This window comes from Eubacterium ventriosum (assembly GCF_025150745.1).
Lineage (GTDB): Bacteria > Bacillota > Clostridia > Lachnospirales > Lachnospiraceae > Eubacterium_G > Eubacterium_G ventriosum.
This window is the reverse complement of sequence record NZ_CP102282.1, coordinates 892206-910642: the sequence shown is the minus strand read 5'-3', so window position 1 is coordinate 910642 and position 18437 is coordinate 892206. Positions and strand designations below refer to the sequence as shown.

23 protein-coding genes are annotated in these 18437 nt (G+C 36.2%); 2 read left to right on the top strand and 21 right to left on the bottom strand.

Annotated elements, in window-relative coordinates:
• Positions 1-15: 15 nt before the first annotated feature.
• The 4 genes from NQ558_RS04130 to NQ558_RS04115 are packed head-to-tail and all read right to left on the bottom strand — an operon-like array spanning position 16 to position 4328.
• A complete protein-coding gene (locus tag NQ558_RS04130; RefSeq protein WP_005363278.1) occupies positions 16-1893 on the bottom strand; it encodes an extracellular solute-binding protein in 1878 nt (625 codons plus the stop codon).
• On the bottom strand, positions 1893-2720 hold the full coding sequence (locus NQ558_RS04125; protein ID WP_005363292.1) for an ABC transporter permease: 828 nt from the start codon (positions 2718-2720) through the stop codon (positions 1893-1895). The genes NQ558_RS04130 and NQ558_RS04125 overlap by 1 nt, the downstream gene beginning before the upstream one ends.
• Positions 2721-2731: 11 nt before the next feature.
• Positions 2732-3775 carry a spermidine/putrescine ABC transporter ATP-binding protein gene (gene potA / locus NQ558_RS04120; RefSeq protein WP_005363294.1) on the bottom strand — a complete coding sequence of 348 codons (1044 nt, stop codon included), beginning with the start codon at positions 3773-3775 and terminating at the stop codon, positions 2732-2734.
• A gap of 19 nt (positions 3776-3794) precedes the next feature.
• Positions 3795-4328: a helix-turn-helix domain-containing protein gene (locus NQ558_RS04115; protein ID WP_005363295.1), complete on the bottom strand. Its 534-nt coding sequence runs from the start codon at positions 4326-4328 to the stop codon at positions 3795-3797.
• Positions 4329-4642: 314 nt separating this feature from the next.
• On the opposite strand from NQ558_RS04115, the gene NQ558_RS04110 reads away from it, so the two are divergent.
• Positions 4643-5353: a phosphatase gene (locus NQ558_RS04110; protein WP_005363296.1), complete on the top strand. Its 711-nt coding sequence runs from the start codon at positions 4643-4645 to the stop codon at positions 5351-5353.
• 289 nt (positions 5354-5642) lie between these two features.
• Here NQ558_RS04110 and NQ558_RS13205 read toward each other — a convergent pair whose 3' ends face one another.
• The 14 genes from NQ558_RS13205 to NQ558_RS04035 all read right to left on the bottom strand — a co-directional run bounded on the left by NQ558_RS13205 (position 5643) and on the right by NQ558_RS04035 (position 15687).
• Positions 5643-6254 carry a plasmid recombination protein gene (locus NQ558_RS13205; protein WP_004853443.1) on the bottom strand — a complete coding sequence of 204 codons (612 nt, stop codon included), beginning with the start codon at positions 6252-6254 and terminating at the stop codon, positions 5643-5645.
• Between the two features lie 361 nt (positions 6255-6615).
• Positions 6616-6918, bottom strand: a complete 303-nt coding sequence (locus NQ558_RS04095) for a hypothetical protein (protein ID WP_004853440.1) — start codon at positions 6916-6918, stop codon at positions 6616-6618.
• Between the two features lie 9 nt (positions 6919-6927).
• Positions 6928-7134, bottom strand: coding sequence for a helix-turn-helix transcriptional regulator (locus NQ558_RS04090; RefSeq protein WP_003865061.1), 207 nt, complete (start codon positions 7132-7134; stop codon positions 6928-6930).
• Complete coding sequence (locus tag NQ558_RS04085; RefSeq protein ID WP_005363298.1) at positions 7131-7460, bottom strand: DUF6442 family protein; 330 nt, start codon at positions 7458-7460, stop codon at positions 7131-7133. The genes NQ558_RS04090 and NQ558_RS04085 overlap by 4 nt, the downstream gene beginning before the upstream one ends.
• Before the next feature lie 214 nt (positions 7461-7674).
• Positions 7675-8223: a TnpV protein gene (locus NQ558_RS13200; protein WP_004853433.1), complete on the bottom strand. Its 549-nt coding sequence runs from the start codon at positions 8221-8223 to the stop codon at positions 7675-7677.
• A 105-nt stretch (positions 8224-8328) separates the two neighbouring features.
• The gene (locus NQ558_RS04075) at positions 8329-8643 is read right to left on the bottom strand and encodes a DUF3784 domain-containing protein (RefSeq protein ID WP_005342838.1); all 315 of its coding nucleotides are present in this window, start codon (positions 8641-8643) and stop codon (positions 8329-8331) included.
• Positions 8644-8697: 54 nt separating this feature from the next.
• Positions 8698-9093 (bottom strand): DUF6483 family protein, encoded by a 396-nt coding sequence (locus NQ558_RS04070; protein WP_004614494.1) that lies wholly within the window; start codon positions 9091-9093, stop codon positions 8698-8700.
• A gap of 24 nt (positions 9094-9117) precedes the next feature.
• Positions 9118-9303: a DUF6440 family protein gene (locus NQ558_RS04065; protein WP_005342831.1), complete on the bottom strand. Its 186-nt coding sequence runs from the start codon at positions 9301-9303 to the stop codon at positions 9118-9120.
• Between the two features lie 61 nt (positions 9304-9364).
• The gene (locus tag NQ558_RS04060) at positions 9365-9790 is read right to left on the bottom strand and encodes an N-acetyltransferase (protein ID WP_005363302.1); all 426 of its coding nucleotides are present in this window, start codon (positions 9788-9790) and stop codon (positions 9365-9367) included.
• Between the two features lie 33 nt (positions 9791-9823).
• Entirely contained in the window at positions 9824-10312 is a 489-nt protein-coding gene (locus tag NQ558_RS04055) for a hypothetical protein (RefSeq protein WP_005363304.1), read from the bottom strand.
• A 45-nt stretch (positions 10313-10357) separates the two neighbouring features.
• Positions 10358-10963 carry a YczE/YyaS/YitT family protein gene (locus tag NQ558_RS04050; RefSeq protein WP_005363306.1) on the bottom strand — a complete coding sequence of 202 codons (606 nt, stop codon included), beginning with the start codon at positions 10961-10963 and terminating at the stop codon, positions 10358-10360.
• The gene (locus NQ558_RS04045; protein WP_005363307.1) at positions 10953-11267 is read right to left on the bottom strand and encodes a nitrilase-related carbon-nitrogen hydrolase; all 315 of its coding nucleotides are present in this window, start codon (positions 11265-11267) and stop codon (positions 10953-10955) included. Before NQ558_RS04045 ends, NQ558_RS04050 begins: the two co-directional genes overlap by 11 nt.
• Before the next feature lie 451 nt (positions 11268-11718).
• Positions 11719-11937 carry a hypothetical protein gene (locus tag NQ558_RS04040; RefSeq protein ID WP_207634892.1) on the bottom strand — a complete coding sequence of 73 codons (219 nt, stop codon included), beginning with the start codon at positions 11935-11937 and terminating at the stop codon, positions 11719-11721.
• A 225-nt stretch (positions 11938-12162) separates the two neighbouring features.
• Complete coding sequence (locus NQ558_RS04035) at positions 12163-15687, bottom strand: M64 family metallopeptidase (RefSeq protein ID WP_005363310.1); 3525 nt, start codon at positions 15685-15687, stop codon at positions 12163-12165.
• Between the two features lie 188 nt (positions 15688-15875).
• Between NQ558_RS04035 and NQ558_RS04030 the strand changes: the two genes are divergently transcribed.
• The gene (locus tag NQ558_RS04030) at positions 15876-16232 is read left to right on the top strand and encodes a GDSL-type esterase/lipase family protein (protein ID WP_005363313.1); all 357 of its coding nucleotides are present in this window, start codon (positions 15876-15878) and stop codon (positions 16230-16232) included.
• 98 nt (positions 16233-16330) lie between these two features.
• Here the strand turns inward: NQ558_RS04030 and NQ558_RS04025 are convergent, their stop codons facing one another.
• From NQ558_RS04025 to NQ558_RS04015, 3 genes are all read right to left on the bottom strand, one after another.
• Positions 16331-17035 carry an alpha/beta hydrolase family protein gene (locus NQ558_RS04025; RefSeq protein WP_278183941.1) on the bottom strand — a complete coding sequence of 235 codons (705 nt, stop codon included), beginning with the start codon at positions 17033-17035 and terminating at the stop codon, positions 16331-16333.
• A 215-nt stretch (positions 17036-17250) separates the two neighbouring features.
• Positions 17251-17442, bottom strand: coding sequence for a hypothetical protein (locus tag NQ558_RS04020; protein WP_005363324.1), 192 nt, complete (start codon positions 17440-17442; stop codon positions 17251-17253).
• Between the two features lie 231 nt (positions 17443-17673).
• Positions 17674-18078 (bottom strand): type III toxin-antitoxin system ToxN/AbiQ family toxin, encoded by a 405-nt coding sequence (locus NQ558_RS04015; protein ID WP_084812571.1) that lies wholly within the window; start codon positions 18076-18078, stop codon positions 17674-17676.
• Positions 18079-18437 lie beyond the last annotated feature (359 nt).

Genomic DNA, 18437 nt, shown 5'->3' with positions numbered 1-18437 from the left:
TTGAAATTTTAAATTCTAATGTGACTTAACTTTTGTCCAAAGACTTGAACTATACGCCTTTATATCCTGTGGCTGGTCTTTAAAAACTTCATTTTTAGGATTTGACGTGTCAGGTCCACAGCCCGGATTTCCTGCGTAAGCATCATTTTTAAAATATTCATAAACACTTTTTACTGCGCTGTCATATCCTATATAATCAGTATTCTGCTCTGCCACATCATAACTTAAGAAATAATCAATAAACTGATGAGCAAGTTTAGTATTTTTGCACTTTTTGGTAATAACCATTCCGTCAGTCCAAACATTACTTCCCTGATCCGGCACGAGAAATCCCATATTATCATTCTCATTAATAACATATGAGCCATCTCCTGAATATACTACAGCCATTGCCTTATTACCTGAAATCATGTTGTCCATAACATCATCTCCAACATATACAGGTTTCATTGTATTATTCTGTTCAATAAGCCAGTTGTACGCCTGTTTTAGTTCATCTTTATTTCTTGTATTCATTGAATAACCAAGGTCTTTCAAAGCCACCATAAAAGAATCCCTTTCAGAATCATACATATAAATCTGACCGCTGTATTTCTTATTCCTTAGAATATTCCAACCTTCTTTTAAGTCATTTTCATCTACAACTGTTTTGTCGTACAAAATCCCTACAGTTCCCCAATAATAAGGTACTGTGTATTTATTATCAGGATCAAAGTCATTCTTCAAGAGCTTTGGAATAATCTTGTCTTTGTTAGTTATAAGTTTCCAGTCAATTGGCTGCAAATAATCTTCTGATATAAGTCGTTCAATCATATAATCAGACGGTATTATCACATCATATTCTGCCCCACTTTGAAGCTTTGTATACATTGTTTCGTTAGAATCAAATGTTTCATATACAACCTTGCAGTTATACTCTTTTTGGAAATCCTCAATAAGAGAAGTATCCATATATTCCCCTGAATTATACACACGAAGAACCGGCTTACTGCTAATGGCTGAAAATCTTGCCCCACAAAATACTGCCACTGCCAAAACTCCAACAGTTGCAACAGCCACACCAATCTTTTTAAGGGGACTATTGTGTGATGCTGACATTTCAACCTTTTTGTGTCTTTTTTTTGCAAGAGCCGGTATAACATTTACACCAACCAAAATCAAAACAACCACAAGAATAAGCAATGTTGACAAAGCGTTAATTGTAGGATTTGTTCTCTTTGTCATATTGTAAACAACAATTGAAATGTTGGAAACACCGTTTCCTGTTACAAAATATGAAACAACAAAATCGTCAAGTGACATTGTAAATGCAAGAAGCATTCCTGCAAAAATTCCCGGTTTTAACATCGGAATAATAACCTTAGTTAACGCCTGAAACGGTGTGGCACCAAGATCCATGGCAACATTTGCAAGGTTGTGGTCCATACTTCGAACCTTTGGATAAACACTTGTTATAACATATGGCGTACAAAAAGCAATATGTGCTAAAAGCATTGTAAGATATCCACGTTCAAGTCTCATTGACGTAAACAAAATCATAAGTCCGATTGCCGTAACAATATCAGGGTTCATAATAGGCATATTGTTAACATTCAAAAGCCATTCTCTAAGAATTTTTCTGCTTCTTGAAAGTCCGATTGCCGTAATTGTACCAAGAACTGTAGATATAATTGTGGCAATAACAGCAATACTTATAGATACATAAACTGCTGCAATAATATCATTGTCTGTTAAAAGTTTCTTATACCATTTAAGTGAAAATCCGGTAAACTTAGTTAAGGATTTTGATGAGTTAAATGAAAAAAACATTGTAACTGCAATTGGTAAATAGAAAAATATAAAACACAATGTAATATATAATTTTGGTCCTATGGAGATTTTCTTCTTATTCATTAGTTACCTCCATTCTCGTCAGGATCTATTTTTTTCATAAATCCCATCATTACTAAAATAATAACTGCAAGAATAACTGAAATGGAACTTCCGAAATTCCAGTCACCTACAGAAATAAACTGATTTTCAATAAGGTTACCAATAAGTACAAACTGATGTCCGCCAAGTAACTGTGGTATAACGAAACTTGAAATAGACAAAAGAAATACCATTGAAACACCGTTTATAACGCCAGGAAGTGACAATTTCAAAATAACCTTTGTAAAAGTCTGAAATCTGTTGGCACCAAGGTCACTTGCAGCTTCCACAAGTGAGTGGTCCATTTTTGCCAGTGATGTGTGAATTGGAATAACCATAAATGGCAACAAATCACATACTAAGCCCATAACAACCGAAAAATTAGTGTACATCATTGTCTGCTGATTTAATCCTAACAGTTTAAATAATGAATTAATAATTCCGTTGTCTGACAAAAGACTTATCCATGCATAAGTTCTAAGCAATGTGTTAATCCACATTGGAATTGTGACTAACAGTATTAAAATATTCTGAGAACTTTCATCAAACTTTGAAATAATATACGCCATTGGATATGCCAAAACAAGGCAAACTCCCGTTGTAATTAGTCCCATTTGCAAAGATTTAATAAAAACATTTAAGTAAATAGGATCAGATATTTTTCTAAAATTATCTAATGTAAAATGTATTGTTATAAGTGAATTATCCCCTGTTGTAATGGAGTAAAGTAATATTAATGCCAAAGGCAAAACTATTAGCAGAAAAGACCATAACACATAAGGTTTCACTAAGCCTTTATAATGATGCATCTCTTTCCTCCTTAATTCTCCATTTTGTGCATTACCTGAATGTCAAAAGGATCAATTGTAAGTCCTACTTTTTTCCCAATTTCATAATTTTCTGTTGTATGAACCTTATAATTTCTGTTTTTAGTTTCCACGAGATATTCATAATGAACACCCATAAAAACTTTTGAAATAATAGTTCCTGAAACCTTACCTGCCTCCGGTTCCACAACATCCATGTCTTCAGGTCTTAAAACAACTTCAATATCTTCATTATCCTTAAATCCCTTGTCTACACATTCCCAGTCTATGCCATCAAAATTAACAAGGCAGTCCTTAATCATATTACCTTCAATAATATTTGACTCACCAATAAATTCAGCTACAAATCTGTTCTGTGGCTCGTTGTAAATATCCATTGGAGTTCCAATCTGCTGAATAACACCGTCGTTCAAAACAACGATTGTATCTGACATTGAAAGTGCCTCTTCCTGGTCGTGAGTAACAAAAATAAATGTAATTCCAACTTCCTTCTGAATCTTTTTAAGCTCAGTCTGCATATCTTTTCTAAGCTTGGCATCCAACGCACCCAAAGGCTCATCAAGAAGCAATACCTTAGGTTCGTTAACAAGGGCTCTTGCTATGGCAACTCTCTGCTGCTGACCTCCTGAAAGTAAAGTTACATCTCTTTTTTCAAAGCCTTTAAGGCCTACCAGTTCAAGCATTCTGCTAACCTTTTTCTCTATGACGTCTTTGTCCATTTTCTTAAGATTAAGACCAAAAGCAATATTATCTGCCACATTTAAGAAAGGAAACAGGGCGTACTTCTGAAATACTGTATTTACTTCTCTTTTGTAAGGCGGAACCTTTGAAATATCCTTTCCGTCAAAAATCAACTGACCATTACTTGGTTCCTCGAAACCACCGATAATTCTTAACAAAGTAGTCTTACCGCATCCGCTTGGTCCAAGTAATGTAAGAAATTCGTTTTCATATATGTTTAAATCAATCCCCTTTAAAACCTGCTGGTCTTCAAAATTCTTGCTAATATTTTTTAATTCAATAATCTTCTTTTCCATAACGTTCTCCTAAACTGTTTTAAAAACTTGGGGGGCCACTAATCCATAACACCTTTGCGCCCTTGTCTGATTTAAGATAGTGCTTATATTTTGCCTCATAATAAAAAGTTTCACCTTTTTTCACTTTATAAGTCTTGCTTCCAAGCACGACCTTAATCGTTCCTGACAAAACATAGCCAAACTCTTCACCCTCGTGAGGATTGTCAGGGTAAGTTGAACCGCCTGCCTCTAATGTGACCATAATAGGTTCCATCAGATTTTTTTGTGCATTTGGCACAATCCACTGAATCATATTTTTAAGTTCTTTATCTTCCTTCTCAAAATAGTCTTCCTTAGAAAAGACAATCTGATTATCCTCATCATCTTCAAAAAAATTCTTCAAATCCGTACCCAGACACTGGAGAATATCCACAAGAGTTGCTATTGACGGAGATGTATGATTCCTCTCAACCTGAGAAATAAATCCCTTAGTCAACTCTGCCCTATCAGCCAATTCCTCCTGAGTAAGTCCTTTCAAAATTCTTAACTCTTTAATCTTTTTTCCTATATCCATAGTATTATCCCTTTTTATTTTTAGCTTTAATCATACTTTAAAGCTGAGTTTGTTATTTTTAAACAAAAAGTTTAGTATTTCTAACCTTATATAATATATAATTATCTTATTTCATTGTCAATACAATGGTGATACAATATTAAATGATTACAACGTCAAAAAGTCTTATCCCGCTTGTGCTTGCACAATAAAGGGATAATGACTTTGAGACGCGCCCACAACATGCGAATATTGAGGGGAAGGATTGTGGGACTGCGAAGCACGCAACAATCCGTGTAATCATAAATAAACGAAGTATACAGGAGGAAAAATCTATGAACAAAATTCTCGCAGATATGCACACTCACACCATTGCAAGCGGTCACGCTTATGCCACACTTACAGAAATGTGTAAAGAAGCAGCAAACAAAGGACTTGAAATTTATGGAATCACTGAACACAGTTCAGGAATCCCCGGAACTTGTGCTGATATTTATTTTCAAAATTTAAGAGTTATTCCAAGAGACCTTTTTGGATTAGATTTAAGACTTGGTGCGGAAATTAACATAATTGACTACAATGGTACACTTGACCTTGGTCAGGAATACATTGACCGACTTGATTTTGTTATTGCCGGCATCCATTCTGTATGTTACAAGTTTGGCTCAAAAGAAGAAAACACTGCTGCAATAATAAATGCCATTAAGAATCCTAATGTGAACATTATAAGCCATCCTGACGACGGCCGTTGTCCTCTTGATTACGAAGCCCTTGTTCAGGCTGCAAAAGAATATCACGTTCTTCTTGAAATAAATAATAATGCCCTTAGGGATAAAAATAGAAAAAATGTAAAAGAAAACCAGAAATTAATTATCGAAAACTGTAAGAAATACAATCATCCTTTCATAATGGGAAGTGATGCTCACTTTACAACTGATATTGCCAACTACGACCACTGCGGTCCATTGGTAGAATCAATGAATGTTGATAATGAATTAATAATGAATTATTATCCGGATAGGTTGAGGGAATTTCTTAGGAAATAGTTAGCAAATATTTGTACTGTAATTCATTGAAGAAATCAAAAAAGAAACCATGTAGCACCAAATAGGATACAACCTCAAGCCCATGGTTTCTTTTTTTACTATTCAAACTCCTACTCACAAAAATTTACTCCTTTATAAAGCAGGATATTTATTGTATTTAGCAGTTCATTTCTGTACTGTTTTAGTATTTTTGCATATAGTCTAAGACGAAAATATTGTCATTTTATTGTCACGAGTCAATACCGTTGTAGTCGTTCTTGCATGTATGACAAACTGGAATTTGTAAATATTATTTTACATTTTTATATGAAATCACAATATGACTTGGTGCAAATAATACTGATGCAATAATCAATAGCACTGACCTACTCATAATCCCACTAAATAAGAACAACATTGAAGGAATAATAGAAAGTGCTAATGCTTCGTCAGACCACCTCCCGAACCAAGTTCCCGGAATATTGATTATCATGAATCCGAAACAACCCAATCTCCCTACTTGTTCTGTGACCTCAACATATTTATTGTTCCACTTATTATCAAATCCATCTTTGCACTTAATCGCAATCTCGTTAAAGAGCGTTGCGTCTTTTCTCAACCCACGAAGCGACACCATACCGTCAGCTTCCATCTGCTTTAATTGCTCCATATAGGTCGGAGCAAAAGGCTTTTTGAAATGCACATTATAGGGTATGCGTTCCTCAATCATATTTATATTTTCATAGGTTTCATTCTTGCGTTCGTTGTGCCTTTCCGCCTTGCTCACATCAGAAACGGTGTACTTTTTACCCTTGCACAACTCATATCCGCCTTGTTGCTTTTCGCCATTTCGTTCTCCTTTCTCGGCAGAGCAAGCAATCCTCCTTTCCTGCCGAAAATAAAAACCACAGGAAAGATACATTAAGCCTTGTTTGTGTCATTTCTCAGGGCGAAAATCAGGGGAAATTTCCTTTCTAAGCCTTTCAAAAAATCGCAAGGTATTTGTACTAACCTGTGGTTGTGTATGAAATTGTGGGTTTGGGATAACAAAAAACACCGTATTTCTACGGTGCGTTCTGTAAGATATATTCTGTTTTATGATAGCAGAAAACTGGAATTCACAGTTCTTCCATCCTTCCCATCTTCAGCGCCATAACAAGAGTTCCGGCTGCCATCACAAAGACACCAATTTCAATCACATAGATGGGACAACGGAGCAGATAACTCCCGCTATCGCCAGACCTGATATTGTGTTCAATTCCATCTTTATACCTCCCTGATTCTCAAAAAATTCCTTTATTGTATTTGAACTGTCCATACAATATAAAGCCTAATCCGACAATAACTGCTGGAAGAATGATATAATCTATAATTATTTCACTCCAAAACGAAACAATAAAACCTAATATAAGAGATATTCCTATAATCAGCGTTCCTGTGCCGACTGTTTTTCCATACTTTGGTATATCTTCTTCCTTTACTTTTCGCCTGTTATAAGAGTGAATTGTGCTGATATTGCCTTTGATATTTACAATTCCCACAACAGATATGAACACTCCCAAAATCAACAGTATAATATTTTCCATAGTGACCTCCTAAAAATAGAATAGTTCCTCAAATTTTTTGTCCAATGCAATACAAAGAATTAGAGCCAATTTTGCAGTTGGATTAAACTGTCCTGTTTCAATAGAACTAATGGTATTTCTTGATACCCCTACCATTTCTGCAAGCTGAGCTTGAGAAAGATTTGCTTCTGTGCGAACTTCCTTTAAGTGATTTTTCAGTTGTAATTGTTCTTTCATATTCTCACCTCTAAAAGGTGGCTAACAAATCCAACAAATGCAAAAATGGAAAGCACAAAAAACAGAACGGTCAAGACCAAATCACTCTTTCGCTTCATTTTGATAAAACGAACTAACCATTGTGTTGCAATAATGCTGAAGTATATAACCCACGGACTGTAAATCATAGTATGAGCAAGCACAGAAGATAACAGCGAAAGCAAACAACACACTAAAGCACCAACTCTGCTTGCGTGACTTCCGGCTTGATATACCACTTCCATTTCAGCCAAGTCCTTATTGCGATGTTCTTTTCTGCTTGCATTTAAGATTTCGTCCTTTTTCATAAAAACACCTCCATGCCAAGTTTTCTTTGCATGTTTTAATTATACACATACCAAGTTTTCTTGTCAATAGAGTTCATAAAAAAGTTACAACCGGTATAATAGATAACTTTTCTACCACTTCGATTATACTCGCAACTTAATGACTTCTTGAATACTTGCCGAAAAAGAAAAACTGCCATCGGTTTGACAGCAGTTCTTCTTCGGTTGGTATCCGTTAGGAATACACAATATCATTCATTACAATCTCATCGGCACAGGCTCGAATGTTATTCATCAATCCTATCCATCTCATCATATCCGTTGCTTTCAGTTCTTCTGTTACACCTTGCTTCTTTGCCATTTCCTTTATCAGATATTCCGCCATATCACGAGCCGAAGTATCAATTTCGGCAAGGTGTTCATATAACTTTCCGCTTGTCAGCAGATTAAAATATAGCACACTTTTCGACAAATTTTTACAAATAACTACAAATTTTTTCACAAGAAACGAAAAAAACGATACTGCATCTCTGATAAGGCTTTTCATACAGATCCATAAAATCATCCGGACAGGAAATCTGATTACCAATATGGTATCTACAATCAGATATAGTGCAAATGCTTCGTCAGACCACCCCCCGAAACAAGTTCCCGGAATATTGATTATCATGAATCCGAAACAACCCAATCTCCCTACTTGTTCTGTGACCTCAACATATTTATTGTTCCACTTATTATCAAATCCATCTTTGCACTTAATCGCAAATACAACATTGGGTATCATAATGACTGCAATAAAAATCAGCCCAAAAACATTAAGTCATTCCATATTATCTACCATCACAAACTTCGATTTTTCGTTCTCAGCGACTTCCCAATAAATGGGAATTTAACGTTCTCTTTTATGTCTATCAATAAGCAACAAAACAAACATAATAAGCCATATCCCCCATGCGATCCAACAGCCTATTCCTTGATATTGGATATCTATGATTATTCCAATAATAAAAGGAACTGACATAAACATCATTCTTTTTCCATATGCCTTACACATAGCATTCTCATCGTATTTCTTTCGTTCATCCGCTGATTTCATATTATAACCCGACAAGAATTTAGTAGCTTTTCCTTCTGATTTATAAAACCACATTCCAAACAAAAACATAATCACTGCCATCATAAAGTCAAAAACAATATAGAACATATAATACAATTTCTCCTTTCAGCCAATCACTCTTATCTCTTTGGATTTTCTACATTACTCTTCAGCTTTGACCAAACATAGCAAATCAGTATATCCTGACTGCATAAGTAATTGCTTAAAACCAGACATCACTTCTTCTTTTGTATAATTATTATTTTTCAAAAACTCACTATCCTTCTCACTAAGGTATTGGTAGAAAAGAGCTGCTGCCATTACCTCATTTCTGTCTGTATAATCAATGCTATCTAAAAGTATATTCTCTGCTTCGTTAATTTCCCCAGAATCAATCATATCAAGAAAATCTTTCAAATTTTTCCCTGATACTTCATATTTATTTTCTTTTTCAAGTTCAACAGAAACATACTTTTTCCCAAACATTAAAGAAAATAATACTCTTACCATTTCTTTTATCATTCGCATAATATAGTCTTTTTCGTCTGTGAAATACATTTTTCACCTCCATAACTACCGATTTTACTTTGTAACTATGACTTTTCCTTCTGAATCCAGAAGAGGTGTAATAGCCGCTCCATATCCAGATTTCCAACAAAGATAGTTAACCCCAGTCTCCTTATCTACAAGGATTTGGCGAACTCCTTCATCCTTAAGCTGACTTCCGTCTCTAAATGTAACTTCAAATCTTTCTTCTTTCTTTGCCATGTTTATTTCTCCTTTTTTCAAGCGTTAAATTTAAATTTTCCTGTTATACAAACTGGAATTTCTATTTGTGTTGCCATGTCATTACATAATCTTTTTCTCCGGTAGCCTCATCTAATCCACTATGCTGAATCTCAAATCCTTCTCTCTTGTAAAAAGATATTGCCCGTGCGTTCTTTTGGTATACGTTCAAGTGCAACTTATTCCTTTTATCCTTTGCATAATTCAGCAGAATTTTACCTATACCCTGCGATTGCATTTCACCAGAAACAAAAATGCCCTCAACATATTCATCATTTAACCCTATAAAACCCTGTATTTCTGTATCATACTCATACACATAAACCTCTGCTAATAACAACGCTTCTTTTACTGATTTGAAATTGCTTTTCCAGTATTCGTCGGGGATAAAATTATGTGCCTTTATATTCGTATCCAACCATATATCTGCAACTTTATTTATATCATCCCTTTGAAGTTCTCTAATCATAACGGTGACTCCCCATAAACTTGAAGTTAGAAGTTACTTTTTGACTTCCTTTGTGATTTCAGTTGTCTTTAATTGTACCTGATAAGTGTTTTCTTCTCCGCTCAAATTGGTTGTTTTCAATTCAAACCACAAATTATCAGTCAACTTATCGTCACTATCTCTAAGAATGTCACCAGAAATTTTTCCAATATTTCCAGAAACATCTATTGTCCCACCTGTCTGATCATCAGCACCATTAGAAATCAAAATTTCTTTTTCACTTCCATTGATATAGATGGTAGTTGAGTATGTGGTAATATCAGAAAAATCGTCTGACATCACTTTCAAATCGCCACCATAACAAATTTCATCTTTGCCATCTAAAATAATTACACCATTCGACACAGAAATATATTTATTTTCTCCGCTAAATGAATATACCTTTAAGGGCTGTTCTTCATTGCTTTCGGAGGAAGTGTTGCACCCTGCAAGCAAAACCGTACAAGCAAGCAACCATAGCACAACTGCCATTATCTTTTTCATAATATCACCATCCCATCAAATTCTAAGTTGTAAGTTTCTTTACTATCATATCTTTAAAACTTGTTTTGCTTTCGCATTAACAAATTGTATAATTGGGCCTGAAATGATAACTGTAATAAGCGTGCATACACCAAACTTTCCGCCAAACAAAACACCTGTAACAACAACCAAAATATCCAATGCCATTCGAACAAATTTAATCTGCCAGTGATTTTTTTCTGCTAAAGCAAAAGTGACTGCCTCATAGGAGCCTCTACCAAGGGATGCCGACGCATATAGTCCTGTTCCGACAGCAAACAAAACCACTCCTAACAACATAATTAAAAAATTGATCCACTTATAGGTACTGTAAATATGGCAGTTAGCAAACAAATCTACACAGATACTGTATACAATCTGGTACAACACAGTTCCTATATGAATCTGACTTTTATCGTAAATGAGCGCAAACAAAATCATTCCCAATGCTACAACAAAAGATGCTGTGCCAATGCTTATGTGAAATGTTCTTGCAATCCCCTGCCACAGCACCGCAAGCGTAGCTCCGCCAAATCCAGCATACAGTGCAAGTGTAATTCCATAAGCCGCAATTATAGAACCTATTACAAGGATTGCCAATTTCTTTAGTGTTTTTTTATTGTTATTTTTCATTGACTTTTAATTCAAGTACATCCGGACGGGCATAATGTCCGATTGCATCATGCTCCATTTTGCAGGCGGCAGGCAAATTCATATCAAGTTCTGCGTAAATGATAGTTTCTTTATCCCAGACAGGTTTTGTCAAATAATGCCCATATGAATCAATAATGCAGCTTCCTCCTCTGCACACAAGTCCTGGAAGTTTAGATACGATATTATACTCCTTCAGATCAGAAGGGTATGAACTGCGTCTGATAATCATATCAGTGTTGATAAAGAAATATTTTCCTTCGATTGCAATATGCTGAACTTTCATGCTAATAATCACTCCTCGTATAATTTTCTTTGGGTTTAAAGCATCTGAAATCTATATCATCAATGTTTTTGACTTTACATACCGTTAGCAACCGCTCTAATTTATTTAATACCAGCAAATTACTCTTCTCCACAAATCTCGATTTGTTAAACTCAACACACCTATTATACCTTATATCGGCAGATTCGCATATCCATTTTATGTCATATTTCTGCAATATAAAAGGTCAAACCCGTCAAGCCCGATGGTTGCTGACGAATCTGACCTTTTATAATCAAATTTCTGTATTTTTTCTTCTATTACAATATGTGTCAAATCAGGATTTAATTTATCTCGTCTTTATCTTAAATCCGTTCTTAAAGATGAATAGTATATCATCCTTTGACTTTACCACCACTTCCTGTACAAGGCTGCTCCAAAGTTCCTCATCGAATTCCTCTACCAAAGCACCCTATTTTTCCAATGCCCGGATGAATCCCTTGAATAATTCTCTCTGAGCCTTTTTGCTTTCAATCTGTTTTGAAATCTTGTCATAATCTGCTTTGATGGTATTGTACCTTTCGGTAAGGTCAGCATATCTTCTTTCATATTCATTCTGGTCAAGTGCCGTCCGGCTGTTCTCAGCTATGGCTGTCTGCATCTGCTCTGCAATGATTATACATTTCTCCACCCACAAATAGAGCCAAACTAGAGCCATTTGATAAAACAAATGCCGTATGCCGGAGCCGGGACATGCAATGTAGCTACCATAGTTATAACACTTAGTAAACAAACTGCTATTTTTTCATTTTATCTCCCTCTTATTAAACTTATTAGAGGCTACCTTTTCGCAGAATACAAGACATACATGACATGTCCATCTCTTAAAAAGCCAGCCTCTTTAATTACTTTTTAATTATTTAATTTTAAGTTTCTTCTTAAACAACTTAATGGCTTTCTTATTTCCTTTAAGTTTAGTCTTCTTAGACTTAATGTTTTTCTTTGCTTTCTTGCTAAATGCATTCTTATTTACAGTCTTAAGTTTTTTACCTTTGAATGTAATCTTCTTAATCTTGTTATCTCCTATAAATGCCTTAGAACTTATTGTCTTAACTGCTTTTCCAATTACTACTGTTTTAAGTTTTGAGCACTTCTTAAATGCATTTTTTCCGATAACAGTTACCTTGTTACCTATTGTAAGCTTCTTAAGGGCCTTGCAGCCGGCAAACGCATTGTTACCAATTGTTGTTACATTTAATCTATATCCCTTACAATCTGCTCTGTCCGGAATTGTAATCTTTGTTATTTTATTCTTCTTAGCAGCTACTACACCAATAACCTTTGATTGTCCTAATGTTGCAGTATCAATTGATGTAATCTGGTATATTAAATTTCCTGCCGTATATGTCATTCCAACGTATACGCCGTAGCTGTGGGTATGGCTGCTGCCTGTTGCGGGGATCGTTGCGGTTTCAAGAACCTTCTTGCAGACGGTGCATTCCTTATGCTTAGCGCCTTCTGCGGTTTCGGTAGCTGCCGTGTCAATGATCCACTCGCTGGCGCTGTGAGCCGCTTCGTCCTTTTTGTCGTGGCAACGAGAACATTCATGCCAGTGGTTAGTATCATCAGACTTCCATTCTGTGCCTGCGGTATGTCCGGGAGCCGGAATCTTCACACTGGTTTTATCGGTAATTTCTATCGATCCTGTTGCATCTGCGAACCACTTGTCACAGCCATCGCAGGTGTAGTATGCGGAATTGCCCGCAGTAGTGCAGGTGGCAGCTTTCGCAGCAACCAAAGTCAGATTGTGAGTGTGTTCTTCGTTTTTATTTTTGTAATAATATGTAACAACCGTTCCGTCCGAAACAATAGGCTTATTCAAGCCGTCAACCTTTATAAATTCATAATCATAAAGTGTTTTTGCCGGTGTTAAATCAAGCTTTGTGCCGTATGGCACGGTAAATGTTCCGCCGGCAGTGTTTGGAATTTCAGAGCCGTCCTCAAATTTATACTGAATTGAAACGGTTGTGTAGCGCTGTGTTTCCGTATTGTCGTCTGCAAGCACATTTCCGTTTTCATCGAGCACCTGAAATGCCACGGTATCGCCGCTCTTAAGCTGTGCATCAGACGGAATTTGATAAATAAGCGAGCAACTCTTTAAGCCTGAATTAAAGTCGCTTTTGATGTGATCCAAAGCACCGAGCGGCCAGAAATTTGCCTTATCATTCCAAACAGGAATGTCAAAGGTTTGTACTGTTTGAAGCGGATTCCCCGATGAATCGGTCGCAACACTTCCGTCGGAGTGCTTAATCCACATTTTGAATTTTAATTGTCGTGCATTTTTATCTGAAATGTTTTGAATAACAGTTCTAAGCTCGATTTTTTTACCGTTCATATTAGTATTAAATCTGCTTTTGCTGTTGCCGCTCAAAAGTCGGTCATTGCGATTATATGTGTAATTATAATATGAACTTGTTTCAAGGTCGGTAAAATCAGACGGCTTTGAATAAGCGCCCGTATATTCCTTAACCTCGGGAGTTGCAACATAAAGGTCTACATCCTTAACAAGCTGAGACATTCGCTTGAAGCCCTGCAAACGGCAAACCTCACAGAATTGATAGTTTGTGTCTCTCATTATGCACTCATAACTTGAAACAAGCATTTTTGAGCCGTAAGCATTGCGGCAGGTATATGTGTTTCTAAAACCTAAAAACTGTCGCCATTTTATCTTTTCCGGGTCTTCAACCGAGGAAAGATTGAGTGATTTAAGTTCCTTATCGTCAAGCAAATATCCGTTACTGTATTCATCACCGAGACCGAGCAAACCGTGTCCAAACTCGTGTGCAAAAGTTTTTGACGCACGATAACTGTCTGATGGCGAAATGAAATAATGGAAGCCGTATTCACGGTTATTATAAGCACCTCCGAAATCTGATTTTGTGTTTACAACCATAGCGAACTGAGCAATATAATCGTGAACATAATAATAAGGCTCATATTCCGAACCGGACGGAATTGTGTTTGGATCACACTTTTTTTTGATATGAGCATCGTGAATTTTCTCGATAAATTCAGGACCGATACATCTCTCAAAAATATGATTTTTCCACTGACTTCCGTGGAGATTATTAGAAATAACAGGCGAATTATATTTGTCGACTATAACATCAAAGAAGGTGCTTCCACCATTGTCAAAAGTCGATTCGGAAGCTGTGCAAAGAGCGTAAACATTGAATCTGTCGGCATAACTGCGATACGGTTCATATTTCATAGCGTCCTGCCAAAGTCGTTTGACATCATTGATGAATTTGCCCTGCTGACTTTTTGTGTATCCCTCGCCGCAAACGACAACAACCATATTTTCCGTGTCGCTGCGTGTTTTTTGGATGGTATAAACAGGGATGGTAGGATTAGAATATTTTCCGTCATTTGAATACCACGGGCCGAGGGTGAGCTGAATGCTTTGCTCGGTGCTGACATTCCAATCGGGATTTGCGTCCTCGGCAGGTTCCGAAATTGTATAATCATCCTCTTGCTTATTTGGAGCAGAGCCGATATAAGGACTGCTTTGTGAGCCGCTGCCGGAAGTTGTAACAAAATATTCGGAATCGAGATAAAATGCAGGTCTTACGCCCAAATCGGAATACCACGGAGCATAACGACCGACCTGACCCGATGAACTGATATAACGCATATCGTGATTGCAATCGGTAACAGGAGTGCGAAGCCAATAAGGCCAAGCCATACCGTCATTATTATACGCAACATAATAACCTTTGAGATTTTTCCACACGGCATTAGCCTGCTTTACATCAAGAAGAAAAACCTTTTCGGTTGTAGTTTCAAAATATGAACTGTCGTAGTTTGCCACCGCTTCCGAAATATCGGTGTAGTATAACAAATCCGAATTTGCGTCTCCATCAACTATGCCCTTGTTGTATTCGGGATGAGAAACGAGAGAACGCTGGGTAACGGTTTTCATTGCCGCAATTTCAGATTTTGAAAAAGCGTTGAGAAAACCCGCTTTTTCGTTGTACGCTCCCACACCGCTTACATATCCGTCTTTCGGAGGGTTGCCACAAAGCCAATCGACTTTGCCTTCAGCTGCGGTCGAATTTAACCAAGAACGCATATTGCTGTCTTTCCAATAGTTAGAACCGTAATCATCACGCTTATAGCTTCTGCTGTGTGATTTTGAATTGCTGTTGTCATTTGTTTTGGCATCATATGCAAGGGTGTCAACAATTTTGTCTGCAAGCATAAGCGGTCCGTTATTGTCAATGCTTACACATCGCCAAAGAATTGAGGCATTGTTATACGCGCCCATTTTAACATAGTCGCCAACTTTAATATCGGGCTTTGATGCCGCCTGAATGGTCATCGGCAAAACGGAAATTGCCATGCACAATGCCAAGAATATTGCGGTTATTTTTTTCGTCATTAAGGAATCTCCTTTATAAGCTATATATTTGCTTTTATTATATTGTAAGGTGTTATATGGGTCAATGAAAATCCAATTAAATTTTTGTTAATTTTACAGCCGACACATTTAATATTACACGAAGAAGAAAATCTTATTAAATATGCAAAAAGGCTTCTGCCCAAAACAGGGCAAAAGCCTTAAAAATTATGCGATTTTTAGGTTTAGTTGCAAGCCAAGGGGGACTATTTCATCTGCCCGAAAACACGTTTTTGAAAAAAGTGTTGCAAAAGCGGTTGAACACAAAGATTTTCATATCCGATAATCCTGAATTTTGCGGCGCAATCGGTGCGGGATTGTTTGCCGTTGACAGCGACAGATTGTTGGAAAGGCTCGAATGTAACGCCTTGAACATAAACCCGAAAAATCTTGTGATTTTAATCGGAACGAATGACATCGGCATAGGAGTTCCGACCGAGTACACCTTGAAAAATATAAAAGAAATTTTGCAAAGAACGCAGACACTTTGCTCGAATACCGCCGTAAAAAGCAGTATTCGGGCATAAAAAAGCCTCGGAACACGAATGTTCCGAGGTGATGGCAGATTATATCAACTGTCAAGTCTTTAAAGGTGGAGATTTGTCCATATGGTATCAGATGAAAATCATTCGTGTTTTGCGGCGAATTCTTTTAATAATTTCATTGCAATGACATCATGCTTTTTCGAAAACATATGCCCTCCGCCATCTATAAAATGAAGTTGCACCCGTTTGGAATCTTGCATTCCGATCGGCATCGTACTTTTATATGCTTCTGCCGCACGTTTGGCATAAGAAACATCTACGATTTTATCCTTTGTACCATGCACGATGCACACCCTGCCGGCGTAGTTCTTAATTTCTGCAAAGGCATCCATTTGCATGACATCCATTGCATAGCAACACCCCAATTTCATCAGTCCGCAGCGGAAAGTATCGGGAACATTTTGCGGATCAAATTTTGCCATCATCATTTTTCCGGCTCTGGCGTCATCCGGGATACACAATGCCGGATAAAACAGGCCAAGTTTTTCTATCGGAAAGTTGTTCTTTGCTGCCACCAAAGCAGACACAAAACCGCCCTGACTGCATCCCATCAATAAAATTTTTTCAGAATCTGTATAGGAAAGATTTCTAACATATTCAATGACCGCTTTCAGATCTTTGGTTTCTGTCAGAACAGACATCTCTGTGGTTTTTCCGTCACTTTTTCCACACATAGCAGAACCGCCACAAAAATCAAATGTAAATGCAACATATCCCATTTCAGCCAAAAAAGCCGCATAATGTTTCACACTGTCTTGCCATGCCATAAATCCGTGACATACGATTGCAATCGGAAGATGAGTTTTTGCTTACCCTTGGGTATAACTTTTCAAATTAAATTATAGTATAAATCCGTCTATTCCTCAACTGCGTCTTACGAGACTTCAGGTTTTGTATTCCTGAAGGTTCTCCAAAAAAATTATGGAAAAAAACTATATTCAAATATGATATGAACTTCTAATTATGAGAAAAGAAAAAATAGTTCATATCGTCTGTTTTTCTAATTAATCACATCCTGTTCTTTTATCTGATTAATCATTGCTCCAAATAGTACGGAGAGTTTTGATTTCATCTCTAATGGAAGCTCATTTAATGCTTCATCCACAGATGCTACGTTGTTCTTAACTCCTAAGATTGTATTTGGATCAGTTTCCAAGGTGTCTGCTATCTTGAATAATAATTCTATGCTCATATTCTGAGAACCACCCTCAATCTGACCGTCATCAGTATATGAAAATGTTTAAATGAAAATACATACTTTAATTGCAATTTCAACTGCTAGTTTTCCCGTGCTACTATTTTTGCAAACTAACAGTTACTTTTACAGAGATATGTTTAAGGTATTTTTTTACGATTTTATAAAAAAACATCTATAAAAAGTAATTCATAACAATACTTTTTATAGATGTAAATCATCAATTATTTATTTGTATGTATCTGCAACAGATTCTAAAACTTTATAATTACAATGGTATGGAGCAACAACCCCTGTCACCATCTGCTTTTCATAGATTTTTTTTGCTTTAGCTTCAATCTGTTTTTTGTACTTTTTGCAGAAAAAATATTCTTTTACCATAAGATTTCGTCTCTGCTCATCTTCTGGAATTCCTTTTTGTCTAAGTTTATTTAAATCTGTTTCATCAACAATAATATCATATTTATCCACTATTGTTGCCCTTGTATCAATTTCTTCATATACACGATAATTGGTTGTAGTAACATTTCTCCAACTAGCATGCTTTCTCTTTGCTGAAGTAAGCGGAATAACATATTTTCTGCCATTACAAGTAGTAAGTATTCCTAAATGTGGTTTTTTTTGAGTAGTCAGTGTCTATTGAATAAAAAATTTCTGAATCCACATTGTGCAATGCTATATTCTTTTTCTATACTTAATGTATATTCTTTTAGTCACGCCGTCAAAATATATTTTTGATAATATACTGTATATATATTATAGTATTCTTTATTTGTTACTAAATATTCATACTACTATATATTAAATAGATTTTAACTTAAAAATTTTTTATTTAATATACCTTACCTAAACGACAACTTTTCATCTCCAAGCTCTCTCATCTTTTCAAATGCTTCTACATCAATTTCCCGACTTTTCAACTCACTATTCTTCTTTATAATTTCTCCATACAACTGTTCACGAGTTTCTTCCTTATTTTAAATTATCTCTCT